At 71.9% G+C, this 25,462-nt stretch carries 25 protein-coding genes; 11 read left to right on the top strand and 14 right to left on the bottom strand.

Annotation, left to right across the window (positions count from 1 at the left end):
- The 3 genes from uvrC to uvrA all read right to left on the bottom strand — a co-directional run bounded on the left by uvrC (position 1) and on the right by uvrA (position 5,674).
- Positions 1 to 1,968: an excinuclease ABC subunit UvrC gene (gene uvrC, locus ISU07_RS16670; protein WP_323742662.1), complete on the bottom strand. Its 1,968-nt coding sequence runs from the start codon at positions 1,966 to 1,968 to the stop codon at positions 1 to 3.
- A 143-nt stretch (positions 1,969 to 2,111) separates the two neighbouring features.
- Positions 2,112 to 2,546 (bottom strand): Rieske (2Fe-2S) protein, encoded by a 435-nt coding sequence (locus tag ISU07_RS16665; protein ID WP_194707956.1) that lies wholly within the window; start codon positions 2,544 to 2,546, stop codon positions 2,112 to 2,114.
- Between the two features lie 134 nt (positions 2,547 to 2,680).
- Positions 2,681 to 5,674: an excinuclease ABC subunit UvrA gene (gene uvrA, locus ISU07_RS16660; protein WP_194707955.1), complete on the bottom strand. Its 2,994-nt coding sequence runs from the start codon at positions 5,672 to 5,674 to the stop codon at positions 2,681 to 2,683.
- A gap of 68 nt (positions 5,675 to 5,742) precedes the next feature.
- Here uvrA and ISU07_RS16655 point away from each other — a divergent pair, with 68 nt between their 5' ends.
- Together ISU07_RS16655 and ISU07_RS16650 are read left to right on the top strand one after the other, a co-directional pair.
- Positions 5,743 to 6,450, top strand: a complete 708-nt coding sequence (locus ISU07_RS16655) for a maleylpyruvate isomerase family mycothiol-dependent enzyme (RefSeq protein ID WP_194707954.1) — start codon at positions 5,743 to 5,745, stop codon at positions 6,448 to 6,450.
- A 1-nt stretch (position 6,451) separates the two neighbouring features.
- Complete coding sequence (locus ISU07_RS16650; RefSeq protein ID WP_194707953.1) at positions 6,452 to 7,123, top strand: MBL fold metallo-hydrolase; 672 nt, start codon at positions 6,452 to 6,454, stop codon at positions 7,121 to 7,123.
- Between the two features lies 1 nt (position 7,124).
- On the opposite strand, the gene ISU07_RS16645 is transcribed toward ISU07_RS16650, so the two are convergent.
- Positions 7,125 to 7,802 (bottom strand): response regulator transcription factor, encoded by a 678-nt coding sequence (locus ISU07_RS16645; RefSeq protein WP_194707952.1) that lies wholly within the window; start codon positions 7,800 to 7,802, stop codon positions 7,125 to 7,127.
- A 108-nt stretch (positions 7,803 to 7,910) separates the two neighbouring features.
- On the opposite strand from ISU07_RS16645, the gene ISU07_RS16640 reads away from it, so the two are divergent.
- The 5 genes from ISU07_RS16640 (at position 7,911) to ISU07_RS16620 (ending at position 15,378) form a co-directional block, all read left to right on the top strand.
- Positions 7,911 to 9,746: an amylosucrase gene (locus ISU07_RS16640; protein WP_323742661.1), complete on the top strand. Its 1,836-nt coding sequence runs from the start codon at positions 7,911 to 7,913 to the stop codon at positions 9,744 to 9,746.
- A gap of 63 nt (positions 9,747 to 9,809) precedes the next feature.
- Complete coding sequence (locus tag ISU07_RS16635) at positions 9,810 to 10,505, top strand: DUF3137 domain-containing protein (RefSeq protein ID WP_194707951.1); 696 nt, start codon at positions 9,810 to 9,812, stop codon at positions 10,503 to 10,505.
- Entirely contained in the window at positions 10,502 to 11,056 is a 555-nt protein-coding gene (locus ISU07_RS16630) for a LemA family protein (protein WP_194707950.1), read from the top strand. The genes ISU07_RS16635 and ISU07_RS16630 overlap by 4 nt, the downstream gene beginning before the upstream one ends.
- A gap of 5 nt (positions 11,057 to 11,061) precedes the next feature.
- Entirely contained in the window at positions 11,062 to 12,312 is a 1,251-nt protein-coding gene (locus ISU07_RS16625; protein ID WP_194707949.1) for an NAD(P)/FAD-dependent oxidoreductase, read from the top strand.
- Positions 12,313 to 12,477: 165 nt separating this feature from the next.
- Positions 12,478 to 15,378 (top strand): M36 family metallopeptidase, encoded by a 2,901-nt coding sequence (locus tag ISU07_RS16620; protein WP_194707948.1) that lies wholly within the window; start codon positions 12,478 to 12,480, stop codon positions 15,376 to 15,378.
- Between the two features lie 110 nt (positions 15,379 to 15,488).
- Here ISU07_RS16620 and ISU07_RS16615 read toward each other — a convergent pair whose 3' ends face one another.
- Positions 15,489 to 15,776 (bottom strand): transcriptional regulator, encoded by a 288-nt coding sequence (locus ISU07_RS16615; RefSeq protein ID WP_194707947.1) that lies wholly within the window; start codon positions 15,774 to 15,776, stop codon positions 15,489 to 15,491.
- Entirely contained in the window at positions 15,776 to 16,318 is a 543-nt protein-coding gene (locus ISU07_RS16610; RefSeq protein WP_194707946.1) for a hypothetical protein, read from the bottom strand. Before ISU07_RS16610 ends, ISU07_RS16615 begins: the two co-directional genes overlap by 1 nt.
- Positions 16,319 to 16,415: 97 nt before the next feature.
- On the opposite strand from ISU07_RS16610, the gene ISU07_RS16605 reads away from it, so the two are divergent.
- Positions 16,416 to 17,081: a class I SAM-dependent methyltransferase gene (locus ISU07_RS16605; RefSeq protein WP_194707945.1), complete on the top strand. Its 666-nt coding sequence runs from the start codon at positions 16,416 to 16,418 to the stop codon at positions 17,079 to 17,081.
- Here ISU07_RS16605 and ISU07_RS16600 read toward each other — a convergent pair.
- The 3 genes from ISU07_RS16600 to ISU07_RS16590 are packed head-to-tail and all read right to left on the bottom strand — an operon-like array spanning position 17,040 to position 20,090.
- A complete protein-coding gene (locus ISU07_RS16600) occupies positions 17,040 to 18,122 on the bottom strand; it encodes a prenyltransferase/squalene oxidase repeat-containing protein (protein ID WP_194707944.1) in 1,083 nt (360 codons plus the stop codon). The genes ISU07_RS16605 and ISU07_RS16600 overlap by 42 nt on opposite strands.
- Complete coding sequence (locus tag ISU07_RS16595; protein WP_194707943.1) at positions 18,122 to 18,835, bottom strand: class I SAM-dependent methyltransferase; 714 nt, start codon at positions 18,833 to 18,835, stop codon at positions 18,122 to 18,124. Before ISU07_RS16595 ends, ISU07_RS16600 begins: the two co-directional genes overlap by 1 nt.
- Positions 18,822 to 20,090: a glycosyltransferase family 4 protein gene (locus ISU07_RS16590; protein ID WP_228522069.1), complete on the bottom strand. Its 1,269-nt coding sequence runs from the start codon at positions 20,088 to 20,090 to the stop codon at positions 18,822 to 18,824. Before ISU07_RS16590 ends, ISU07_RS16595 begins: the two co-directional genes overlap by 14 nt.
- Before the next feature lie 25 nt (positions 20,091 to 20,115).
- On the opposite strand from ISU07_RS16590, the gene ISU07_RS16585 reads away from it, so the two are divergent.
- Positions 20,116 to 20,703 (top strand): TetR family transcriptional regulator, encoded by a 588-nt coding sequence (locus ISU07_RS16585; protein WP_323742660.1) that lies wholly within the window; start codon positions 20,116 to 20,118, stop codon positions 20,701 to 20,703.
- A 215-nt stretch (positions 20,704 to 20,918) separates the two neighbouring features.
- Here the strand turns inward: ISU07_RS16585 and ISU07_RS16580 are convergent, their stop codons facing one another.
- From ISU07_RS16580 to ISU07_RS16570, 3 genes are read right to left on the bottom strand one after another with little or no spacing between them, the layout of a single operon-like run.
- Positions 20,919 to 21,917: an NAD(P)/FAD-dependent oxidoreductase gene (locus ISU07_RS16580; protein WP_323742659.1), complete on the bottom strand. Its 999-nt coding sequence runs from the start codon at positions 21,915 to 21,917 to the stop codon at positions 20,919 to 20,921.
- 20 nt (positions 21,918 to 21,937) lie between these two features.
- The gene (locus ISU07_RS16575; RefSeq protein WP_194707941.1) at positions 21,938 to 22,438 is read right to left on the bottom strand and encodes a hypothetical protein; all 501 of its coding nucleotides are present in this window, start codon (positions 22,436 to 22,438) and stop codon (positions 21,938 to 21,940) included.
- Position 22,439: 1 nt separating this feature from the next.
- A complete protein-coding gene (locus ISU07_RS16570) occupies positions 22,440 to 22,949 on the bottom strand; it encodes a hypothetical protein (protein WP_194707940.1) in 510 nt (169 codons plus the stop codon).
- Between the two features lie 75 nt (positions 22,950 to 23,024).
- Here ISU07_RS16570 and ISU07_RS16565 point away from each other — a divergent pair, with 75 nt between their 5' ends.
- Positions 23,025 to 23,723, top strand: a complete 699-nt coding sequence (locus ISU07_RS16565) for an ion channel (protein WP_323742658.1) — start codon at positions 23,025 to 23,027, stop codon at positions 23,721 to 23,723.
- 16 nt (positions 23,724 to 23,739) lie between these two features.
- Here the strand turns inward: ISU07_RS16565 and ISU07_RS16560 are convergent, their stop codons facing one another.
- Positions 23,740 to 24,105 carry an MmcQ/YjbR family DNA-binding protein gene (locus ISU07_RS16560; protein WP_323742657.1) on the bottom strand — a complete coding sequence of 122 codons (366 nt, stop codon included), beginning with the start codon at positions 24,103 to 24,105 and terminating at the stop codon, positions 23,740 to 23,742.
- Positions 24,106 to 24,141: 36 nt separating this feature from the next.
- Between ISU07_RS16560 and ISU07_RS16555 the strand changes: the two genes are divergently transcribed.
- A complete protein-coding gene (locus ISU07_RS16555) occupies positions 24,142 to 24,690 on the top strand; it encodes a DUF1707 SHOCT-like domain-containing protein (RefSeq protein ID WP_323742656.1) in 549 nt (182 codons plus the stop codon).
- Here the strand turns inward: ISU07_RS16555 and ISU07_RS16550 are convergent.
- Entirely contained in the window at positions 24,687 to 25,262 is a 576-nt protein-coding gene (locus ISU07_RS16550) for a hemerythrin domain-containing protein (RefSeq protein ID WP_194707938.1), read from the bottom strand. The two genes, ISU07_RS16555 and ISU07_RS16550, sit on opposite strands and share 4 nt — an antisense overlap.
- Positions 25,263 to 25,462 lie beyond the last annotated feature (200 nt).

Here is a 25,462-nt window from a genome sequence, read left to right as displayed (position 1 = left end):
TCAGCCCTCCTCGATCTCGCCCGTCGCGGTGTTCACGGAGACAGTCTTGCGTGTCGGCTGGTCCACCGCCGCCTTGATGGCGATAGCCGTGCGGTCGCCGATGCCGGGCACCTGGGCGATCTCCTGGACCGTGGCGGCCCGCAGCTTGCGCAGGGAGCCGAAGTACTTCAGCAGCGTCTTGCGGCGTACCTCCCCCAGGCCGGGCACGTCGTCGAGGAGGCTCTCGACCATCGACTTGCTCCGCCTCGACCGGTGGTGGGTGATCGCGAACCGGTGCGCCTCGTCGCGGACCCGCTGGAGGAGGTACAGCGCCTCGCTCGACCGCGCCAGGATGACCGGGTCCTCCCGGCCGGGCACCCAGACCTCCTCGAGTCGCTTGGCCAACCCGCACACCGGGATGTCGTCGATCCCGAGCTCGTCGAGCGCTCGCTGCGCGGCGGCCACCTGCGGCGGGCCGCCGTCGACCACGACCAGACCCGGGGCGTAGGCGAACTTCCGGGGGCGGCCCGTCTCGGGGTCGACCAGCATCGGGCCGCTCTCGGTCGCGACCTCCGTCGACCGGGCCTGCTCGTCGAGCAGCCGCCGGAACCGCCGCGTGATCACCTCGTGCATCGACGCCACGTCGTTCTGGCCGTCGACGCCCTTGATGACGAAGCGGCGGTACTCCGACTTGCGCGCCAGCCCGTCCTCGAAGACCACCATCGAGGCGACCACCTCGGTGCCCTGGAGGTTGGAGATGTCGTAGCACTCGATCCGCAGCGGCACCTCGTCGAGGCCGAGCGCCTGCTGGATCTCCTCCAGCGCCTGGTTGCGGGCGGTGAGGTCGGAGGCCCGCTTCGTCTTGTGCATCACCAGCGCCTGGCCGGCGTTGCGGGCGACGGTCTCCTGGAGGCTGCGCTTGTCGCCGCGCTGCGGCACCCGGATGCGCACCCGGCTCCCCCGCAGGTCGCTGAGCAGCGCCTCGATGGTCTCCGGGTCCGGCGGGAGACAGGGCACCAGGATCTCGCGCGGGATGTCGTCGCCGTCCGCCCCGCCGTACAGCTGGAGCAGGAAGTCCTCGACCAGCTCGGCGGTACCGCCCTCGTCGACGCGGTCGGCCACCCAGCCGCGCTGGCCGCGGATCCGGCCGCCGCGGACGTAGAAGATCTGCACCGCGACCTCGAGCGGGTCCTCGGCGAGCGCGATCACGTCGGCGGAGGTGCCGTCGCCGAAGACGACGGCCTGCTTCTCCAGCGCCTTCTCCATCGCGCCGAGGTCGTCGCGGAGACGGGCGGCCCGTTCGTACTCCTGGGCCTCGGACGCGGCGTACATCTCGGTGCGGATGCGCTTGACGAACGCGTTGGTGTTGCCGCCGACGAAGTCGCAGAAGTCGTCGACGATCGCGCGGTGGTCCTCGGCGCTGATGTTGCCGACGCACGGGGCCGAGCACTTCTCGATGTACCCCAGCAGGCACGGCCGGCCGATCTGCCCGGACCGCTTGAACACGCCGTTGCTGCACGAGCGCATCGGGAAGACGCGGAGCAGCTGGTCGACGGTCTCGCGGATGGCCCACGCGTGGCTGTAGGGGCCGAAGTACTTGGTGCCCTTGCGCTTGGCCCCGCGGCCGACCATCACCCGCGGGAACTCCTCGCCGACCGTCACCGCGAGCCACGGGTAGGACTTGTCGTCGCGGTACTTCACGTTGAAGCGCGGGTCGAACTCCTTGATCCAGGAGTACTCCAGCTGGAGCGCCTCGACCTCGGTCTTCACGACCGTCCACTCGACGCTGGCGCCGCTGGCGACCATGGCCGCGGTGCGCTGGTGGAGGTTGATCGGGTCCTGGAAGTACGACGACAGCCTGGCCCGCAGGTTCTTCGCCTTGCCGACGTAGATCACCCGCCCCCGGGCGTCGCGGAAGCGGTACACGCCCGGCTGCGTCGGGATCGACCCCGGCGCAGGGCGGTAGTCGTTCACGGGTCGCCGGGCCACCCTCCAACCCTACGGTCGGGTGGGGACAGCCTCACCGCTGGTCGAGGAGGTCGCGCAGCGACCGTCACGAGACCCGGCGAGACGACCGCCCGCCTCTCACCGGGTCTCGTGACGGGACTTCGTCCCTCCTCGACCGGCAGGCCTCACGCCAGGGTGATCTCGCCGCCCTGGACGGTGATCTGCTGCTCGGCGAGCGGCTGGGTGGCCGGGCCGTTGACGACCGAGCCGTCGTCGATCGAGAACGCGCTGCCGTGGCACCCGCAGCGGATGTCCCCGCCGGAGACCGAGCTGACAATGCAGCCCTGGTGGGTGCACACGGCGGTGAAGCACTTGAACTGCCCCTTGGCCGGCTGGGTCACCACGACCTGCTGGTCGCGGAAGATCGTCCCGCCGCCGACCTCGATGTCCGACGTGGCCGTCAGCGGCCCGCTGGAGGAGCCGCCACCGCCCCCGGTGTCCGTGGCCGTCGAGCCGCCGCCGGAGCAGGCGGCGAGCAGGGGTACGCCGATCCCGACGGTGGCCGCGCCGGCGAGGGCACGGCGTCGGTCCAGGAAGGGCTGGTGCGCGGGGGCGGACATGGTGGAGGGATTCCCATCGTCGGAGGTCGTTGCGCGAGAAAGAGCACTGGCAACCGTAGAGGGACGCCGGCACGGAACCCACTGTCCGGTGGTCCTAGGACCCAACTCACAGGGAAGTCACAGGTCCCGGACGTTCACGCGGACTTCTTGGCGGCTGCCTTCTTCGTCGGGCGCTTCGCGGCGGCCTTCTTCGCCGGTGCCTTCTTGGCCGCCGGCGCCTTGGTCGCCGACGCACGCGTGCGGCGCGCCGGTTTGGGCTGGGCCGCCTCCCGACCCTCGAGCAGCGGCTTGAGGAACGCGCCGGTGTAGGAGTCGGGGTTGTCGGCGACGTCCTCCGGGGTGCCCTCCGCGATGACCAGGCCGCCACGCGACCCGCCCTCGGGACCCATGTCGATCAGCCAGTCGGAGGTCTTGATCACGTCGAGGTTGTGCTCGATGACCAGCACGGAGTTGCCCTGGTCGACCAGCCGGCCGAGCACCAGCAGCAGCTTGCGGATGTCCTCGAAGTGCAGGCCGGTGGTCGGCTCGTCGAGGACGTAGACCGTGCGGCCGGTCGACCGCTTCTGCAGCTCCGAGGACAGCTTGACCCGCTGGGCCTCGCCCCCGGACAGCGTCGTCGCCGGCTGACCGAGCCGGACGTAGCCCAGGCCCACCTCCACCAGCGTCTTCATGTGCCGGCTGATCGCCGGGACCGCCGCGAAGAAGTCGGAAGCCTCCTCGATCGACATGTCGAGGACCTCGGCGATGGTCTTGCCCTTGTAGTGGACCTCGAGCGTCTCGCGGTTGTAGCGAGCCCCGTGGCAGACCTCGCACGGGACGTAGACGTCCGGCAGGAAGTTCATCTCGATCTTGATCGTGCCGTCGCCGGAGCACGCCTCGCAGCGGCCGCCCTTGACGTTGAAGGAGAACCGGCCCTGCTGGTAGCCCCGCATCTTGGCCTCGGCCGTCGAGGCGAACAGCTTGCGGATGTGGTCGAAGACCCCGGTGTAGGTCGCCGGGTTGGACCGCGGGGTGCGCCCGATGGGCGACTGGTCGACGTGGATCACCTTGTCGACGTGGTCGAGGCCGGTGATCGTCTGGTGCCGGCCCGGCACCGCGCGGGCGTTGTAGATGCGCTTGGCCAGCGACGTGTAGAGGATGTCGTTGACCAGCGTCGACTTGCCGGAGCCGGACACGCCCGTCACCGAGACGAACAGCCCGAGCGGGAACGTCACGTCGATGTCGCGCAGGTTGTGGGCCTTGGCGCCCTTGACGGTGAGCTCGCGGCCGGGCGTGCGGGGACGGCGTACGGCGGGGACGGGGATCTCGCGGCGGCCGGAGAGGTACTGCCCGGTCATCGAGTCGGGGTGCTCGAGCAGCCCTTTCACCGAGCCGGAGTGCACGACCTGGCCGCCGTGCTCGCCGGCGCCCGGGCCGATGTCCACGACCCAGTCGGCGGTGCGGATGGTGTCCTCGTCGTGCTCGACCACGATCAGGGTGTTGCCGAGGTCCTTGAGCCTGACCAGCGTCTCGATCAGCCGCTGGTTGTCGCGCTGGTGGAGGCCGATCGACGGCTCGTCGAGGACGTAGAGCACCCCCACCAGGCCGGCGCCGATCTGGGTCGCCAGCCGGATGCGCTGCGCCTCGCCGCCGGACAGCGAGCCGGAGGGCCGGTCGAGGGAGAGGTAGTCGAGGCCGACGTCGAGCAGGAAGTTGAGCCGCTCGAGGATCTCCTTGAGCACCCGCTCGGCGATCTGCCGCTCGCGGGCGCTCAGGTCGACGGTGCGGAGGTACTCCGCGCACTCGTTGATCGGCAGGGCGCAGACCTCGGCGATGTTGCGGCCGCCGCGGTCCTTGTCGCCCAGCGTCACGGCCATCGAGACCGGCTTGAGGCGGCTGCCCTCGCAGACCGGGCAGGGCACCTCGCGCATGAAGCCCTCGAACCGCTCCCGGCTCACGTCGGACTCGGCCTCGCGGTGGCGACGCTCGATGTAGCGCTGGACGCCCTCGAACTCGGCGTAGTAGGCCCGCTCCCGGCCGTAGCGGTTGCGGGAGACCACGTGGACCTTGGTCGGGTGGCCGAACAGGAGCGACTTCTGGCCCTTGGCCGAGATGTCGTCCCACGGCGTGTTGAGGTCGAAGCCGAGCTCCTTGCCGAGCGCGTCCATCAGCTTGAGGAAGTAGTCGGCGACGTGGGCCTGGCTCCACGGCTGGATGGCGCCCTCGCCGAGCGTGGCCTCGGGGTCGGGCACGACCAGCTCGGGGTCGACCTCCATGCGGGTGCCCAGGCCGTGGCACTCCGGGCACGCGCCGAAGGGAGAGTTGAAGGAGAACGACCGCGGCTCGAGCTCGTCGGTGTCGATCGGGTGGTCGTTGGGGCACGACATCTTCTCCGAGAACCGCAGCCAGCGGCCCGGGTCCTTCGGCGGCAGGTCGACGAGGTCGAAGAGGACCAGGCCGGCAGCGAGGTTGAGGGCCGTCTCGACGGAGTCGGTGAGTCGCCGCTTGGAGGACGCCTTGACCGACAGCCGGTCGACGACCACCTCGATGGTGTGCTTGCGCTGCTTGTCGAGCGTGGGCGGCTCGTCCAGCGAGTAGGTCTCCCCGTCGACCCTCGCCCGCGAGAAGCCCTGCGTCTGGAGCTGCCGGAAGAGCTCGACGTACTCCCCCTTGCGACCCCGGATGACCGGGGCCAGCACCTGGAACCGGGTGCCCTCCTCCAGCGCCATCACGCGGTCGACGATCTGCTGCGGTGTCTGCCGCTCGATCGGCGAGCCGCAGACCGGGCAGTGGGCGCGGCCGGCGCGGGCGTAGAGCAGGCGGAGGTAGTCGTAGACCTCGGTGATCGTGCCGACGGTGGAACGAGGGTTCTTCGACGTGGACTTCTGGTCGATCGACACCGCGGGCGACAGGCCCTCGATGAAGTCGACGTCGGGCTTGTCCATCTGGCCGAGGAACTGGCGGGCGTAGGCCGACAGCGACTCGACGTACCTGCGCTGACCCTCGGCGAAGATGGTGTCGAACGCCAGGGAGGACTTCCCGGACCCCGAGAGCCCGGTGAACACGATCAGCGAGTCACGCGGGAGATCGAGGGAGACGTCCTTGAGGTTGTGCTCGCGAGCGCCTCGGATGATGAGCTGATCTGCCACGTGCGCCACCCTATGACGGGGCTCCGACACTCCTCCGATCGTTCACCCCTTGGGGGCAGGATGGGCCCATGGACGACCTCGACCCCCAAGGTGCCTTCGAGCTGCTCCCGGAGGCGACCCAGCGCCTGGTCAGGACGGTGGACCGGCTCGGGGACGACGAGCTGGGCGAGCCGAGCGGGCTCCCGGACTGGACGCGCGCTCACGTGGTCGCGCACCTGGCGCTCAACTCCGAGGGCCTGGCCGGCGTGCTCCAGGGCCGGATGGCGGGCGAGCCGACGACCATGTACCCCTCCGACGACGCCCGGTCCGCCGACATCGAGGAGCTGGCCGCCGGCGACCGGGCCGAGCTGCGGGAGCGCTTCCTCGCCGGCACCACGCTAGTGACCGACGCCGTGGACCACTTCCCCGACGAGTGGTGGGGCGAGACGTTCGAACGTACGCCGGGGGGCCGGGTGATCCGGTACGCCGCGATCCCCGGCATGCGCCTGCGCGAGGTGGAGATCCACCACGTCGACCTGGCGGCCGGGTTCGACCCGACCGGCTGGTCGGACGCGTTCGCCGCGCACCTCATCACCGCGATGGTGAAGCGCGAGCCCTCCGACGAGGGCTTCCGCGTGTTGGCCACCGACCTGGCGCGGACCTGGGAGGTCGGCAGTCCGGACGAGACCACCGTCAGCGGACCGGCGGGCGACCTCGCCTGGTGGCTCACCGGCCGGCCGCCGGCGGACTCGCTGACGTGCAGCACCGGCGACCTGCCCCGCGTGAAAGCCTGGTGACATGACGTACACCGGAGAGGTCGCGCCCGGCGGCCCGGCCGACACCCGCGAGGCCGGCGACCTGGTCATCACCAAGGTCGCCGTCGACGCCGAGATGTCCAACAACGCCTACCTGCTGCGCTGCGCCTCCACCGGCGACCAGGTGCTGGTCGACGCGGCCGCCGAGCCGGAGACCCTCCTCGCGCTGGTCGGCGACGGCGGGCTGACCCACGTCGTCACCACCCACCAGCACTGGGACCACCACCGCGCCCTGGCCGACGTGGTCGCGGCCACCGGAGCCGAGGTCGTGGCCGGCGCTCCCGACGCCGGCGCGATCACCGAGCAGACCGGCGTACCCGTCACCACCTCCGTCGAGGACGGTGACACCATCCCGGTCGGGTCGTGCTCGCTCCGGGTCATCCGGCTGACCGGCCACACGCCCGGGTCGATCGCCCTCCTCTACGACGACGGCTCGGGCCGGCCGCACCTCTTCACCGGCGACTCGCTGTTCCCCGGCGGCGTCGGCAACACCCGCGGCAACGCCGACAACTTCCGCCTGCTGATCGACGACGTCGAGGCCAAGGTGTTCGGCACCCTGCCCGACGAGACCTGGTTCTACCCCGGCCACGGCAACGACTCGACCCTCGGCGCCGAGCGCCCGCACCTCCCGGAGTGGCGCGAGCGCGGCTGGTGAGCTAGGGCCTGTCCCAGGACGGACGCACTCTCAGGGCGGGATCGACCTTGCGCTCCTCGTCGACCTCGAAGCCGTGGTTCATGCCCCAGCGCACCGCCTGCGCGCGTCGCTCGACGCCGATCTTGCGGTACGCCGACCGGATGTAGGTCTTGATCGAGTTGATGCTCAGGAACGCCCGGTCCGCGATCTCCTGGTTGGTCAGCCCGCGGGTGATGAGCGCCAGGACCTCGGCCTCGCGCGGGGACAGCCCCGCGGCCCGACCCGGCCAGTCGCCCGCGCCTCCGACGCTCGTCTCGTTGTCGCCCACCAGCACGACGGTCTCGCCGGCCATGATCCGCTCGAGCGCGTCGACGATCGCCGGCCCGGTGAGCACCTTGGACAGGTAGCCCGAGGCTCCGGCCCGGATCGCCTGCTCGATCAGGTCCGCGTTGAGGTTCCAGCTGTAGAGCACGACCTTGGCGTCGCTGTCGCGGACGTAGTCCTTGAGGTCGAAGCCGTCCCCCTTGACCTGGGCGAACGTGTCGTAGAGGACGACGTCGACGTCGGTGACGACCGGGAGCGACGCCTCGGTCTCGACCACCTCGATGCGCTCCTCGGCGAGCAGCGAGGCGACACCCGCGACGACGACGGCGTAGTCGTCGACGATGGCCAGCCGCAGCGGACGCCTCGGTGGCTCCATGCCCCGACCCTAGACCTACCCCGTCGGGTCTCCTCCCTGCCGACGGCACCGGAGGGGTGCGCAGGAACGCCGGGCCCAGGACGGCGGCGTGCCGACATACTGTCCCCCGTGAGCCGCAGCGACCCCGTGTTCGACCCCGGGTTCGAGGGGCGAGTCGACCGGTGGCGGCCCGACCTCATGGCAGCGCTGAAGCGGGTGTACGACGACCCCGAGGCCGTCGCGGACCGGCTCCTGGGCATCGCACGGGCGGCGTACGACGCGCGTCCTGACGTGCTGCGCGAGCTCGACGAGCGACGGCTGGCCGAGCCGGACTGGTTCCAGCGCAGCGACGCGCTGGGCTACGCGGCGTACGCCGACCGGTTCGGCGGGACGCTCAAGGGGGTCGGGCAGCACGTCGACCACCTGAGCGCCCTGGGCGTCACGTACCTGCACCTGATGCCGCTGCTCACGCCGCGGTCCTCGCCGAACGACGGCGGGTACGCCGTGGCCGACTACACGACCGTCCGCGACGACCTCGGCGACACCGACGACCTGCGGGAGCTCGCGACGACGCTCCGGGACGCCGGCATCAGCCTGTGCATCGACCTGGTGCTCAACCACACCGCTCGCGAGCACGCGTGGGCCGCGGCCGCGCGGAACGGCGACGCGGAGAAGCGCGGCTACTACCTGGTGTTCCCCGACCGGCACGAGCCGGACCGGTACGAGCAGTCGCTGCCCGAGGTCTTCCCGGACTTCGCCCCGGGCAACTTCACGTGGGACCCCGAGCTGGACGGCTGGGTCTGGACGACGTTCAACGACTACCAGTGGGACCTCAACTGGGCGAACCCCTCGGTGCTGTGCGAGTTCGCCGAGATCCTGCTCGGCCACGCGAACCTCGGCGTCGAGGTGTTCCGCCTCGACGCCATCGCGTTCCTCTGGAAGCGGCTGGGCACCAACTGCCAGAACCAGCCGGAGGTGCACGACCTCACCCAGGCGCTGCGCACCGTGGCCCGGATCGCCGCGCCGGCCGTCCTCTTCAAGGCCGAGGCGATCGTGGGGCCGGCCGACCTGCCGGCGTACCTGGGCACCGGCCTGCACACCGGCAAGGTGTCCGACCTCGCTTACCACAACAGCCTCATGGTGCACGTCTGGTCGATGCTCGCCTCCGGGGAGAGCCGGCTGGCCAGCGTCGCGCTCCAGAACCTCCCGCAGCCGCCCGCCACCACCTCGTGGATCACCTACCTGCGGTGCCACGACGACATCGGCTGGGCCATCGACGACACGGACGCGTGGCGGGCCGGGGTCGACGGGTTCGCGCACCGGCGGTTCTTGAGCGACTGGTACGCCGGCGCGTTCCCCGGCTCGTGGGCGCGCGGCCTGGTCTTCCAGGAGAACCCCGCCACCGGCGACCGGCGCATCAGCGGGTCGCTGGCGTCGCTGGCCGGGCTCGAGTGCGAGGACCCCGGCGCCGTCGACCGGATCCTTCTCGCCCACGCGATCGTGCTGTCCTTCGGTGGGCTGCCGGTCCTCTGGATGGGCGACGAGCTCGGCCTGCTGAACGACAAGGGCTGGGCCGACGAGCCGGCGCACGCCACCGACAACCGCTGGGTCCACCGGCCCCGCATGCCGTGGCCCGTCCCGACCGAGACCCACGGCATCCGCGACGGGCTGGCGCACCTGCTCGACGTACGCCGGGGTCTCCCCCACCTCCACGCGGCCCATGCCACCGAGATCTGGGACCCGCGCGACCCGGCCGTCCTGCTCGTCGTCCGCCGGTCCTCGCACGGTCCGCTGCTCGCCGCGGCGAACGTGTCCGACCGTCCCGCACGCGTGCCCAGCGACGTCTTCCACTGGCTCGGCCTGGCCGCCGGCGACCTGCACGACCACCTGTCCGGCGAGCGCCCGCGGTTCGACCGCGACGGCATCGCGCTGGCGCCGTACGCCGCCGCGTGGCTGACCGCCTGACTCTCACCGGGTCTCGTGACGGGCGCTAGCGCGCCCTCCTCGACCAGCGGGTACCTTCTCGCCGTGTCCGCGCTGATCCCTGCCGTGTTCGGCGGCTTCCTGCTGCTCGTCGTGGTCGCGGTGGTCGTCGGCTGGCTGCGTGCGAAGCGGCGCCGCGAGGGCTTCGCCGCGCTGGCGGCGGGCCGCGGCTGGACGTACACCGAGCAGGACCAGACCCTGCTCGACCGGTTCGCGGGCGCGCCGTTCGGTGAGGGCGAGGACCGGGAGGCGTCCAACGTCCTGCGCGGCACCTCCGACGGCCGGCCGTTCGTGGTGTTCGACTACCGGTACGTCACGACCAGTACCACCACGGACGCCGAGGGCCACACGCGCACGGAGCGCCACACCCACCCCTTCTCGGTCGTCGCGGTCAACGCCGGCGCGGTGATGCCGGCCCTGTCGGTGACGCCGGAGGGGATGTTCTCGCGGTTCTTCGGCCGGCTGACCAACTCCGACATCGAGCTGGAGTCCGAGGACTTCAACCGGGCGTTCCGGGTCACCTGCCCCAACCGCCGGTTCGCCTCCGACGTCCTGCACCCGCGGATGATGGAGCTGGTGCTCCAGTGGCCCGAGATGGCGTGGCGGTTCGACGCCGACTCGCTCCTCGCCGTCCGAGACGGCAGCCACGACATCCCGGAGATCGACGCCAAGCTGGCCGCCCTCGACGCGATCCTCGACACCGTGCCCGACTTCGTCTGGAAGGAGGTCCGCGGCCGATGACCCCCGTCACCTGGGCCCTCGTCGGCGTCGGCGCCCTCCTGCTCGTCAGCCTGCTGGTCATGTACAACCGCTTCGTCCGCCAGCGCACCCTCGTCGACGAGTCCTGGGGCGGCATCGACGTCGAGCTGACCCGCCGCCACGACCTCATCCCCCAGCTCGTGGACACGGTGAAGGGGTACGCCGCCCACGAGCAGGCCCTGCTCACCCGGCTGGTGGAGGCCCGCGAGGCGGCGACCTCCCACCACACCGACTCCCCCGCGCACCGCCAGGGCTACGAGGACTCGCTCGGCGGCGCCCTCCAGCAGCTCCTCGCACGCGTCGAGGCCTACCCGGACCTCGAGGCCAGCGAGAGCTTCCTTGCGCTCCAGGACGAGCTGACCAACACCGAGGACCGGATCGCCGCCAGCCGGCGCTTCTACAACGGCAACGTCCGCGCCTACAACACGCGGGTCCGAACCTTCCCGTCCAACCTGGTCGCGGCCGTCTTCCGGTTCCGGCCACGGGAGTTCTTCGAGCTCCGCGAGGCCGTGCGGCCGCCCGTGGCAGGCTGAGCCCCATGGCTGAACCGTCAACCACTGCCCCCGTCGTCGTGGTCGGTGGCGGCCTCGCCGCCGGCACCGTGGTCACCGAGCTGCGCGAGGGCGGGTACGACGGACCCATCGCGGTCTACACCGACGAGGCCCACCCGCCGTACGAGCGCCCGCCGCTCTCCAAGGACTTCATGCTCGACAAGGGGCCGCTGAGCGACGCCCTCGTGCACCCCGAGGACTGGTACGCCCAGCACCGGGTCGACCTCCACACCTCGACGCCGGTCACGGCGATCGACCCGGCGCGCCACACGATCACGGCGGCGGGCAACGAGGCGACGTACTCCTCCCTCGTCCTGGCCACCGGCTCCCGCGCCCGCCACCTCCCGTCCGCGGACGACAGCGGTGCCGAGGTCCACTACCTGAGGCAGTGGGACGACGCCGAGCGGCTGCGCGCCGCCCTGACCGAGGGCTCCCGGCTCGCGCTCATCGGCGGCGGTTGGATCGGCCTCGAGATCGCCAGCGCCGCCCGCAAGCACGGCGTCGACGTCGTCATCCTGGAGATGGCCCCGCAGCCGCTCCACGCGGTGCTCGGCGACGAGGTCGCCGGCCACTTCGCGGACCTGCACCGCGCCCACGGCGTCGACCTCCGCACCGGGGTGGAGCTCGGCGCGATCCGCTCCACGCCGGACGGGGTCGAGATCGAGGTCGACGGGGACGCGGTGAGCGTCGACCGCCTGGTCGTCGGCATCGGCGCGGTGCCCGACGTGAGCCTCGCGGAGGCTGCCGGGCTCACCGTCGACCGGCAGTCAGGGGGCGTCCGCACCGACAGCCGGCTGCGCACCAGCGCGGCCGACGTGTACGCCGCGGGCGACGTCGCCAACGCCGACCACCCCGTCCTCGGCCGCCCGCTGCGGGTCGAGCACTGGGACACCGCGATCCAGCACGGCAAGGTGGTCGCCGCCAACCTCCTGGGCCAGGACACCCAGCACGACGCGCTGCCGTACTTCTTCACCGACCAGTACGACCTCGGCATGGAGTACGTCGGCAACCCGGGCCCGGCGGGGTTCGACCGCGTCGTCGTGCGCGGCACACCGGACGCACGTGACGAGTCCAGTGACGGCGGTACCTGGACCGCCTGGTGGCTCCGCGACGGCACGATCGTGGCCGGCATGCACGTCAACGACTGGGACGCGATCGACGACGTGCGCCGCCTCGTCGGCACCCGGGTGGACCCGGACCGGCTCGCCGACGAGCGGGTCCCGCTGGGCGATCTCTGAAGTCGTCGCGGACCCCGACTCACGGACCCCGGTGCTTGCCTCCGCAGGGGTGTCCGGCGAGAGTTGGCCCGGTTCCCCCAGCACTCTCGGATCACCTGAACTCGGATGAGGAGACTCATGTCTGCGTTGCCCCTCCCTCGCCCCACTCGGCCAGGGGCTCGCCGGATGGCCGGATGCGTGGCCGCGGGAGCCGTCGTCCTGACGACGGCCCTGGCCTCGACGTCCCTGGCCTCGGCCACCACCGCCGGCACGCCCGGCAGCACCACCCCGGAACGCACCAGCAAGCAGCCGGTCGAGGCGCGCGGCTTCTACGACGCGCGCTCCGGGCAGTCCACCGCGGCCCGGGCCATCTCGGCCCGGACGGCCGCGAGGACCGCCGACCGCGCGGCCACGCGAGCGTTCGCCCGGGCCCTCCCGGGCAAGGCGGTGCTGGACATCGACGGCACCACGGGCACGGTCCGGATGCTGTCGCGCCTGGACGGGAGCCTCACCGGCAAGAGCAAGAACCCGGCCAAGAAGGTGGCGCTGAAGTTCGTCAAGCAGAACCACGACGCGCTCGGCCTCACCACCAACGACCTCAAGACGTTCAAGCTCAAGCGCGAGTACGTCGACATCGCCGGCATCCACCACCTCTACTGGATCCAGCGCATCGGCGGGCACAACGTCTTCGGCAACGGCCTCACCGCGGCCGTGACCAAGGACGGCAAGCTGCTGACCGTCGGCGGCTCGCCGGTCAGCAAGGCCCACCTGCCGGCGCCGGCAAACCCCGAGATCGCCTCGTCCACGGCGGCCATCGCCGACGCGCGCACGCGCCTCGGCGCGACCGACGAGCGCGCGGGCAGCAGCGACCACGCCGAGCAGGTCCTGTTCGTGACCGCCCGCGGCACGTACCTCGCCTGGGCCACCACCGTGATGTCGGTCGCCGACCCGGCGACCCAGGTCGTGGACGCCGCCTCCGGCCGCCTGCTCTACCGCAACCCGCTCGGCGACGACGCCTCCGGCGAGGCCATCGGCCAGGTGTTCCGCAACTACCCGGGCAGCAAGCGCGGCGGCAACGTGATCTCGGTGAACTTCACCCGCAACGGCTGGCTGCCGCGCGGGGCGGGCGCCCTCAAGGGCAACAACTCGCACACCTACTCCGACGTCAACGACGACGACAAGGCCAACCCCTCGGAGGAGGTGCACCCGGGTCCCGGCGGCCGCGTCAACGACCCGCTCAAGCGCTTCATGGTCAAGAACATGTCGTTCTGCAAGGACCTCCCCTGCTCGTGGAACCCCGACAAGCCGTTCTCGTGGAAGGTCAACCGCGCGCAGAACGCCGCGCAGGTCTTCTTCTTCGTGAACAACTGGCACGACCACCTGCTGGCCAAGCCGATCGGCTTCACCGAGGCGGCGGGCAACTTCGAGACGGTCAACTCCTCCGGCAAGGGCAAGGGCCACGACGCGGTCGAGACCCAGACGATGGACGGCGCCGACACCGCCGGCGGGCTCCCCGACAGCGACCACGTCGACAACGCCAACATGAACACCCCGCCGGACGGCACCTCGCCGCGGATGCAGATGTACCTGCAGCACCTGCCCGGCACGACGTACTCCGACTTCGACGAGCCGTTCCCGGCCAACAACACCGGTGACGAGGCCAACACCGTCTACCACGAGTACACCCACGGCCTGTCCAACCGCCTGGTCGTCGACGTCAACGGCAACAGCACCCTCGGCCCCGTCCAGGCGGGCGCCATGGGCGAGGCCTGGAGCGACTGGTACGCCAACGACTACCTCGTGGGCCAGGGTCTGGAGTCCGACAAGAAGGGCGTGGCCGACATGGACATCTACGCCTACGACGGTCTCGGTGGCGCCCTCGTCCGCACCCAGGGCATGGACTGCACGCCGGCCTCGCCGCCCGAGGCCTGCCCGCAGTCGTCCCTGTCCACGACCGGCCACAAGGGCGGCTACACGTACGCCGACTACGGCAAGGTCATCGGCTTCAACGAGGTGCACGCCGACGGCGAGATCTGGGGCCAGACCCTCTGGTCGCTGCGCGACAAGCTGGGCTCCCGCGTCTCGCTGTCCCTGGTCACCCGCGGCCTGGAGCTGACGGCGGGCAACCCGTCGTACCTGGACGCGCGCAACGCGATCCTGGTGGCCGACCAGGCGGTGTACAAGGGCAAGTACCACAAGAAGATCTGGAACGTCTTCGCCAAGAGGGGCATGGGCTTCTTCGCCGGCTCACTGGGCGGCAGCGACGGCACGCCGGCCGCGAGCAGCTCGCGGCCGCCGACATCCGGCCAGAGGGGCCTGCTCACCGGCCGGGTGACCGAGCTCGGCACCGGCCAGCCGGTCGCCGGCGTCCCGGTGACCCTGGCGTTCCAGGGCGAGGGCATCGCGAACCCGACGGCGGTCACCGCCGCCGACGGCACGTACTCGATCGGCCCGGTGCCCGCGGGCACCTACAACAAGCTGGTCGTGAACGGCGCCGGGTTCGACCCGATCCGCACGTCGGTGCAGGTCGGCGCCTCCACCACGACGCGGGACTTCGCGGTCCGGCGCGACTGGGCGGCCACCAGTGGCGGCGCCAAGGTGGTCGGCTTCAACGGCCCGGACCTCACGGTCTTCGCCTGCGGACCGGAGCAGGCCCTCGACACCTCGCAGGCCACGGGCTGGGGCAGCACGACCGGCAACAAGAGGGGCAAGCCGACCAACCAGTTCGTGCCCAAGTTCCTCACCGTCGACCTCGGTCACAAGGTGAACATCACCCAGTTCGCGGTCGACCCGACCGCCACCTGTGGTGACGCCGGCAGCGCCTCGACCGGCAAGTTCCAGATCGAGACCTCGGCCGACGGGGTGTCCTGGACGCTGGCCTACAGCGGCGAGTTCACCGAGGCCGACCGGGCCAAGCTGGTCCCGCTGACGCCGACCTCGGGCGTCAACGGCGTGCAGTTCGTGAAGTTCACGATCCTGGGCAACCAGGTCCCGGACTTCGGTGTGAACTGCCCGAACGGCCCGTACGACGGGTGCCGCTTCACCGACCTCACCGAGCTCGAGGTGTACGGCACGCTGGCTCCGTAGCCGGCACGTTGGTCGAGGAGGTCGCGCCAGCGACCGTCACGAGGCCCGGCGACCATCCTCACCGGGTCTCGTGACAGGCCTGACGGCCTTCCTCGACCAGCGGACGCGTCTCATGGGACGTCGGCGATCAGCGCCCGGAGCACCGCGACGTGGCTGGTGAGGGCCTTGCGGCCGCGGTGGGTCAGCGCGATCCAGGTGGTGCGCCGGCCCTGGTGGGTGCCCTTGTGCATCCGCACGTACCCGGCCTCGCCGAGCGCCGACAGGTGCTTGGAGAGCACCGAGTCGCTGACGTCCAGCCGGTCCCGGACCACCGCGAACTCCGCCTCGCTGACGGCGGACAGCATGGTGACCAGCTTGAGCCGGGCCGGGGCCTGGAGATGCGGGTCGAGATCGGCCATCAGCGCTGAAGCACCAGCAGCACGAGGGCGGCCACCGCGAACACGACCACCAGCGCCAGCCACAGGGCCGACTCGCCGGGGCCGAGGCGGTCCGGCTCCCGGCGGTAGGCGCGCAGCCAGCGCCGGCCGCTCAGCACGTACACCACGCCGCCGGCGACGGCGGCCAGGCCGACCAGCCACCAGAGGTCGCGCAGCGCCGCGACGTACGCCGACACCAGCGCCACGGCGTACCCGAACGACGCCGTCGTGGCCGACCCGAGGATCACCCGGCTCACGAAGCCACGCACCCGGACGCCGTTGAGCCGGCGGAACCGCAGGACCTGGAGGGCCGCGACCACGCCGAACGCCACCACACCCACGGGGAGCAGCGACCGCGCCCACGTCTGGTCGACCGTGAGCGCCACGACGCTGGTCGCGATCTGGAACGCCACCGCGGCACCGATCGCCTCGTCGAACCGCGGCGGCACCACCAGGTCGGCCGCCAGCTGGTCGCGGGCCCGCTCGGCGTCGCGCAGAGCGGTCAGCTCGTCGTCACTTTCCATGTTGGAAAGTATGCGTCGTACTTTCCAGATTGGCAAGCAGCAGCGCGTCGCCTAGCGTGGCGCCCCGTGACCCGGCTGCACACGGAGGCGGTGCTCGATGACGCAGGAGCCTGACGGGCCGGTGGACTGGCTCGCACATGCTCGCGCAGCCAAGGGCTTCATGCCCGAGGAGGAGGGGCTGGCCCTGCACGCGCTGGCCCGCGAGCGGCTGCCGCACGGTCCGGTGCTCGAGGTCGGCACGTACTGCGGCAAGTCGGCGATCTACCTCGGCGCGGCCGCCCGGGAGGTCGGCGGCACGGTGTTCACCGTGGACCACCACCGTGGGTCGGAGGAGAACCAGGCCGGCTGGGAGCACCACGACTCCTCGCTCGTGGACGCCGAGTCCGGGCGGATGGACACCCTGCCGGCGTACCGCCGGACGGTCGAGCGCGCCGGGCTGGAGGACCACGTGGTGGCGGTCGTCGGGCCGTCGCTGGTGGTCAGCGCGCACTGGCGCACTCCCCTGTCGCTGCTGTTCGTCGACGGCGGGCACGGCGAGCAGCCGGCCATGGACGACTACGAGGGCTGGGCTCCCTGGGTGATGCCCGGCGGGTTGCTGGCGATCCACGACGTGTTCCCGGACCCGGCGGACGGCGGGCGGCCGCCCTACGAGCTGTACCTGCGCGCGCTGGCGGGCGGGTCGTACGTCGAGGACCGCAAGGCGGTCGGCTCGCTGCGGGTGCTACGCCGAACGGCGGGTGCCGCCGGCGACCCGGTGGGGTGAGGGACAGCCGCACTCGAGGTCGACCGGCTCGAAGGCCGGGACCAGGGTCCGGCCGCGGACGATGTCGGCGCCGGCCGTGGTGTCCGACAGGGCGTCCGCGGCCAGGATCACCGCGGCCGTCGTGTAGGTGGAGTGCTCGTCGGGCCAGTGGACGTCGTCGGGGAGGACGTACCCGGTCCAGTAGCGGCCGTCCGGCTCCCGCAGGTGCTGCATGTCGGCGAACAGGCGCTGCGCCCGCTCCCGGTCGCCGATGGCCTCCAGCGCGAGAGCGAGCTCGCAGGTCTCGGCTCCGGTCACCCACTCGTTGGAGATGACGCAGCGGATGCCGAGACCGGGGACCACGAAGTCGTCCCACCGGGCCTCGAGCAGGCGGTCGGCGTCCGGGCCGCGGACCGCACCGCCGAGCACGGGGTAGTACCAGTCCATCGAGAACTCGGACTTGTCCAGGAACAGGTCCGGGTGCGCGGCGATCGCGTGCCGCAGCCGGCCGCCGGCCAGCTCCCAGTGCGGCTGCGGGTCGTCGACCAGCGCGGCCAGCGAGACGCCCGCGCGCAGCGCGTGGTGCACGCTCGACGACGCCGCGAGCAGCGCGTCCTGGTGCGTCCGCGCGGGCCGGTCGCCGTCCCACTCCTGGGCCCACGCGATGCCGCCGAACGGCAGCTGCCGCGAGACGACCCAGTCGAGCGCCCGGCGCACCGCGGGCCAGCAGCGGGCCACGAACGCCGGTTCGCGGCGTACCAGCCAGTGGTGCCACACCGCGACCGCGAGGTACGCCGACATGTTGGTCTCGCCGCTGGCGTCGACGACCTCGCCCGCGACGTACTTCATCGGCCAGGACCCGTCCGCCCGCTGCCGCTCGAGCACCCACGCGTAGGCCCGCTCGGCCGCCTCGTGCTCGCCCGCGACGGTCAGCGCCATGGCCGACTCGAGGTGGTTCCAGACGTCGGTGTGCGCGCCGGTGGTCCACGGGATCGCGCCGTCGGCCTCCTGCATGGCCATGATCGACCGGGCCGAGGCGGCCAGCTCGCCGGACGTCAGCATCAGGCGGGCTTGCGGAAGTAGAGGACCAGGCTCTTGCCGATCACCGGGTCGAGCAGGCGCTCGGCGTACCGGGTCGTGCGCGGCTTCTTCATGATGTCCCAGACCAGCAGGCGGTGGTACGCCTTCACCGCCGGGTTGTCGTCCTTGTGGACGCCGACCGCGCACTTGAGCCACCAGTACGGCGCGTGGAGGCCGTGGGCGTACCCCTTGCCGAGGAGCTCCAGGCCGGCGTTCTCGACCTTGGTGGCCAGCTCCTTGTCGGTGTAGATCCGGATGTGGCCGCCGGGGGTGTCGTGGTACTCCCGGGACAGCTGCCAGCAGACGATCTCGGGGAACCACCGCGGCACGGTGACGGCCATCGTGCCGCCCGGGCGCAGCACCCGCACCAGCTCGCCGATCGCCTGGATGTCGGCGGGGATGTGCTCGAGCACCTCCGCCGCGACCACCCGCTCGAACTCGCCGTCCGCGAAGGGCAGCGACAAGGCGTCGCCCTCCTTGACGTCCGCCTCGGCGCCCTCCGGCACCTCGCCCTCGGCCTTCATGGCCGCGAAGAGGTCCCGCACCCCGGCCAGCTCGTCGGCGTCCTGGTCGAACGCGACGACGTCGGCGCCGCGGCGGTACATCTCGAACGCGTGCCGGCCTCCGCCACAGCCCATGTCGAGCGCGCGGTCTCCGGGCAGCAGGCCGAGGCGGTCGAAGTCAACGGTGAGCATCGCGCCGCAACCTCGCGTCGATCTCGTCCTGGTACGCCGCCGCGGTCGCGGCGGCGACGGCCCGCCAGCTGAACCGCTCCTCGACGCGGGCCCGCCCGGCCGCGCCGTACCTCTCGCGCCGTCCGGGGTCGTCGAGCAGCGCCGCGATCGCCGCGGCCAGCGCGCCGACGTCGCCGGGCGGGACCAGGTCGGCGCAGAGGCCGTCGGGCCCGACCACCTCGGGGATGGCCCCGGCGTCGGAGACGACCAGCGGCGTGCCGCAGGCCATCAGCTCGGCGGTCGGCAGGGAGAAGCCTTCGTACAGCGACGGCACGCAGCCGATCTCGGCCGACCCCATCACCTCGACGAGCTGCGCGTCGCTGATGCCGTGCACGAAACGGACGTGCTCGCGGATGCCGAGGCCGTCGACCAGCTGTTCGGTGCGGCCGCCGGCCTGCGGCTTGGTGACCAGCAGCAGCTCGAGGTCCTCGCGCTCGGTGCGCAGCTTGGCGAAGGCCTCCAGCAGCGTGGCGATGCCCTTGACCGGCATGTCCGCGCTGGCCATGGCCAGGATGCGGCCGGGTACGCGCGGCCCGGTCGGCGGCCGGAACCCGTCGTCGACCCCGAGCGGGATGATCCGCACCCGGGCCGGGTCGACGCCGAAGTCGGCCACCATGTCCCGCTTGGACGCGGTCGAGGCGGTCAGGATCGAGCGGGCGCGGCGGGCCACCTTGGTCTGCATGCGGAGGAAGCCGTACCAGCGCCGCATCGCCAGCCGGCGCCGCCAGCCGTCCGCGGCCGCGAGGTCCAGCCGGCGGTCGACGGTGATCGGGTGGTGGATCGTGGTCACGACGGGCAGTCCGAGCTCCTCGATGTCGAGGATGCCGTGGGCCAGCACCTGGTTGTCGTGCACCACGTCGAAGTCGCCGACCCGCCCCCTCATCGCCCGGGCGATGCGCCGGCCGAAGGTCTTCGGCTCGGGGAAGCCGGCCGTGCACATGGTGAGGAACTCCTCCACGTCCACCAGGTCACGGAACTCCCGCGGCTTGGGGACCCGGAACGGGTCCGGCTCGCGGTACAGGTCCAGGCTCGGCACCTTCGTCAGCCGGACGCCGGGGTCGAGGTCGGGGTACGGCTGGCCCGAGAACACCTCGACGTCGTGCCCGAGCGCGACCAGCTCACGGCTGAGGTGGCGGACGTAGACACCCTGCCCCCCGCAGTGCGGCTTGCTGCGGTAGGACAGCAACGCGATCCGCAGCGGGCCCGGCACTGACATAGAACGTGTTCCTATCATGAGCCTGGTGAGCGGGAGGGAGTCGGCCGTCCAGGCGGTCGCGCAACGGCGCCGGCGGGAGCGCATCCTCGACGCGACGGTCGCGCTGGCGAGGGAGGGCGGGTACGACGCGGTGCAGATGCGCGCCGTCGCCGAGGACGCCGACGTGGCGCTGGGGACGCTGTACCGCTACTTCCCCTCCAAGGTGCACCTGCTCGTCTCCGCGCTGGCCCGCGACCTCGAGGCCGCCGAGCCGCTCACCCGCGAGCCGTCTGGCGACACCGCGGCCGAGCGGGTCACCGAGCTGCTGGCGGCGACCACCGCCCGGATGCAGCAGGAGCCGCGCGTCACCGAGGCGCTCACCCGGGCGTTCGTCTTCGCCGACTCCTCGGCCCGCGACGAGATCCGCGCCGTCAGCCGGCTGCTGGTCGGCATGCTGGCCCACGCCATCCGTCCCGACGCGGACCCGACGCCCGACGACCTCGCCGCCGCCGCAGTCGTCCGCGACGTCTGGCTGGCCGCACTGGTCGGCTGGGTGACGGGCCGGACCAGCTCCGCCGAGGTGTCGCGGTCCTTGGAGACCGCGGTACGCCTCCTGCTCGCCCCCGGTGGTTGAGGTGCGAGGCCGTTCACGGCCGAGCCTCGAAACCACTTCTCGCGACGTGGTTTCGAGGCTCGTCGCTGGCGCTCCTCGCACCTCAACCAGCCCATGGTGGTCGAGCCGGGCGAGCGCCAGCGAGCCCGTGTCGAGACCCCGTGAGCGATCCCACGGTCTCGACACGCTCGGCCGTGGCCGGCCTCGCGGCTCGACCAGCATGAGGGGACGGGAGGTCAGGTGCCTTCGCTGGAGTGACCGGGGAACACGTGGGCGGTGGGGTCGATGGCGACCGCGGCGTTGTTGACGGCGGTGGCCGCCTCGCCGAACCCGACCGCGATGAGCCGGACCTTGCCCGGGTACTCCGTGACGTCGCCGGCGGCGAACACGCGGCGCAGGTTGGTGCGCATCGAGGCGTCCACGACGATGTGCCGCTTCTGCACCTCGATCCCCCACTGCTGGAGCGGGCCGAGGTCGGCCACGAAGCCGAGGGCCGCCACGACCGCCTGGGCAGGGCGGCGTATCGGCTCCGCGCCGTCGACGGTGATCTCGACCTCCTCGACCACGCCGTTGCCCGACCCGTTGTCGAGCAGCGCGGTCACCTGGGCCTTGGTGACGACCTCGACGGAAGAGGACAGCACCTGGTCGACCGTGCGCTGGTGCGCGCGGAAGGCGTCGCGGCGGTGCACGAGGGTGACCGACCTGGCGACCGGCTCGAGGTGCAGCGCCCAGTCGAACGCGCTGTCGCCGCCACCCACGATGACGACGTCCTTGCCGGCGTACGGCGCGAAGCTCGGCACGAAGAACTCCATGCCGCGGCCGACCCACCCGTCGCCCGCAGGCAGCGGGCGAGGGCTGAACTTGCCGATGCCCGCGGTGATGATCGCGGCGCCGGCCCGGACGCTCGTGCCGTCGTCGAGGGTGATGGTCACCGAGTCCTCGTCGTGGCTGAGGCCGGTGGCGGTGCGGTCGAGGAAGTACTCCGGGTGCGCGCTGGCGGCCTGCTCGACCAGACCCGCGACCAGGTCGCGGCCCTTGATCGCGGGGAAGCCGGCGACGTCGAAGATCATCTTCTCCGGGTACATCGCGGTGACCTGGCCACCGAGCTCCGGCAGCGAGTCGACGAGCGCGACGCGCAGGCCACGGAACCCCGCGTAGTACGTGGCGTACAGGCCGCTCGGCCCGGCGCCGATGATGAGCAGGTCGGTCTCGATCTCTCTCACCTCAGGAGCCACGCTGGCGATCCTAGGGGTGCCTACTGGGTCTCGATGTCGGAGACCAGCCAGTCGTGGCCGCTGCGGGTCATGGTGACGAGGGTGCGGTACGGCAGCGTGATCGGCGCCGAGCCGCGCTCGCTGAGCCGCGAGTCCAGGAACACCAGGGCCTGCACCTGCTGGCTGGTCGCGCGGACGACGGCGGAGGCGACGACCTGCGCGGCGACCTCCCGCTGCCGGTCCATGAACGTCGCGCGCAGCGACTCGGCGGTGGCGCGGTAGGACTCGGCGTACTCCGGCGTCATCAGCGTGGTGGCCTGGGTGACCTGGTCGTCGTAGTTGTGGAAGCTGGTCGAGGTGATCTCGGTCAGCGACTGGGCGGCCTCGTCCACGACCGCGCGCGCCTCGAGGTCACCGAGCACGACCGGCCGGTGCTCGGCGGAGGCGGGGGGCTCGACGGCGAGGTACCAGACCTCGACGCCGACCACGCCGGCCAGCACGAGGGCGACCACCGCCAGCACGCGTCTCCCCAGCAGGCGCACGTCAGCCCACCGGCCTGATGTCCGAGGTCAGCCAGTCGCCGTCGACCGGCACCAGCTCGAGGCGCAGCCGCAGGTCGCGGGAGACCTCCTCGCCCTTGGTCGTGCGGTCGGCGCGGGTGCCCGTGGTCGCGACGAGCACGGTCGCGCCGTTGGCGTCGACCCGGACGACGCCGGCCCACACGACGGACCCGGTGGTGACCGTCTTGTCCCGGCGCAGGGCGGCGACGAACCGGTCGGCATCCTCGACGTACCGGTCCTTCAGCGGTCCGGTGGCGCCGGCGGCGATCCGGCCGAGGTCCTCCTCGGCGGTGTCGTGGCGGACGTTGACGAAGGCCGTGGCCTCGGTGCGCGCGGCGGCCAGCGCGTCGGCGTACCGCTGCTGCCGCTCGGCGGCGCGCTCGCGCGAGTCGTGCGCGTGCGCCACCTGCACTCCCCCGACCACGCACGCGAGCACCAGTACGGAGACCAGCGCCCAGAGCGCGACAGGTCGGCCCTCCCCGGCCTCCCTCACCCCGGCATCGTAGGTGTTGGCGACGCTCCCGTCCGGCAACCCCTCGAGCCGGGGCGCGGCTCCTAGGATCGGCCTGTGCCTCCCGAGCCCGAGCCGGACCACCACCCGTCCGCCGGGCTGCTGGAGGCCGTGCGCCGGCACCCCTCGGGCGTGCTGCTGGCCGCCCAGCTCCTCGCCGTCCTGGCCTACCCGTTCGCCGACGCGAACACCGCCGGCCGGGCCTTCCTCGGGGCGATGGGCACGGGCGTGGTGCTCATCGCGCTGTGGGCGGTGCGGCGCACGCCGGCCCTCGGCTGGATCGCGGTGCTGCTCGGCGGGCCGGCCATGGTGTTCAGCGTGCTGGAGGCGTTCTTCCCCGACAGCGACGGCGTCGTGCTGACCTCGGCCCTGCTGCACGCGCCGTTCTACTTCTACGTCAGCTACGGGATGATCCGGTACCTCTTCCACGACGACCGCGTGACCACCGACGAGCTGTACGCCACCGGGGCCGCGTTCACGGTCGTCGCCTGGGGCTTCGCCTACGTGTACGTCGCGTGCCAGGCCGTCTGGCCGGGGTCGTTCGTCGGGGCGGGCGGGGCCGAGGCGCACCGGTTCTTCGACCTGTTGTTCCTCTCCTTCACCAACCTGACCAGCGTCGGTCTCTCCGACATCGTCCCGATCCTGGGTCATGCCCGGTCGCTGGTGATGGTCGAGCAGGTGGCCGGGGTGCTGTACGTCGCGCTGGTGATCGCCCGCCTGGTCGGGCTGACCGTCGCGCGGGCGGCCAACCGGTAGCTCGCGCGTCGCTGTCTCAGCCGTCCCAGCCGTCGGGCCGCAGCTTCTTCGGCAGTCCCTCGACGACCAGCCGGTAGGAGTCGTCCACGGCCTCGAGCAGCTCGTCGTCGGGGATCGCGCCGCCGAGGGCCAGGGTGTTCCACCCGGACCGGCCGATGTACGCCATCACGGTCGCGTCCTGCGGGTACCGCAGGAGCCACTCGTCGGCGACCTCGCGGCTGCGGCCGCTCTTGACGCCCACGCTGTCGCCGCCGAGGAACGCGAAGATCTTGCCGCGCTCCCCCGGCCCGACCTTGACGACGGGGTGGTCGTGCTCCCAGGGGTTGTCGGGCCACGCCCCCGGCTTGCCGAGGCAGTGGGCCTGCATGCGCGCGACGTCCACGGGGCCCTGCCTACCACGCCCGCCTACCATGTGCCCGTGACCGGACCGGAGGTGTGGCGGGAGTTCGACCACGACCCGCGGCACCCCGAGCACGCCCCGATGCGCGCGTCCGACGCGGACCGCGACATCGTGTTGCGCACGCTCGGCGAGGCGTACGCCGAGGGCCGCCTGGACCGCGAGGAGTACGACGAGCGCTCCGACGCCGTCGCCGGGGCCAAGACCCTCGGCGAGCTGCCCGAGGTGCTGGCCGACCTGGTGCCGACCTCCGCCGTGGTGCCCTACGTCGGCGCGGGTGCCCTGGACACGCGGTCGATCGAGGAGCAGGCGATCGCCAAGTGGGAGAAGGGCCGTCGCGAGGTCCTCATGGGCTTCCTTGTCCCGACACTCATCTGCTGGGCGATCTGGCTGGCCGTCGGTGGCGGGTTCCCGTGGCCTGTCTTCCCGATGATCGCGACGGCGATCCCGTTCCTGCACTCCGTCGTGCAGAAGAAGGACATCATCGAGTCCAACAAGCGTGCCATCGTGCGCCGGCAGGAGAGGGAGATGCGCAAGCTGCAGAAGCGGCAGCTCCCGCCCCCGAGCTAGTCCTCCCCGCTCTCGTCCCCGCCCTCGTCCTCCTCGCCGTCGAGCACGCCGGCCTTGCGGGCGGCGGCGACGATGCGGCGTACGTTGGTCAACGTCCCGCAGCCGTCGTCGATCTGCCGGTTGCGCTCGATGGCGAACGCCTCGCCGAGCTCCTCGCGGACCCGCTCGCCGACCTCCTCGCGCGCGGGGTTGAGGATCGTCAGCTCCTCCTCGGTGAGGTGGTGGTTCACGAGCTCAGCCAGCTCCTCGACGGCGTCGTCGAACGCCTGGGTGTCGGTGCCCTTGAGCTCGAGGACGGCCAGCAGCGTCTGGTGCCCCTCGGCGTGCTCCTCCTCGCCGTGCTCCGCCTCGTGCCCCGTGATCGCGTCCGTGCGGCGCAGCTTGGGGTACACGTGCTTCTCCTCGGCCTCCGCGTGCGCGACGTGCAGGGTCGCGAACGCCCGCCGGACCGCGTCCCGGTCGGACGTGCTGTCCCGGAGGTCGCGCAGCAGCGCCTCGAACCTCCGATGGTCCTCGAGGATCAGCTCGACGACGTCGCCGGACACCGGCCTGCCGAGATCGATCGCGGTCATGAGGGCACGCTAGGGATGACGGCACGTGCGTGCCTCACCCCTGGAGACCTAGGCGGGGTTTGTCTGTGGTTGGTGTCTTGTTTGGTCGCCTGCGGCGGGCATCGGGACCGTGGTCGCCGGCGGCTGCACGAGAAGATCCCGCCGCCTACCCACTCGTCGCTCGTCCCTCACGACGAGCCGCCAGACCCACCACGGCGGCG

Source organism: Nocardioides islandensis (genome assembly GCF_015352455.1).
GTDB lineage: Bacteria > Actinomycetota > Actinomycetes > Propionibacteriales > Nocardioidaceae > Nocardioides > Nocardioides islandensis.
This window is presented reverse-complemented; position numbering and strand designations above follow the sequence as displayed.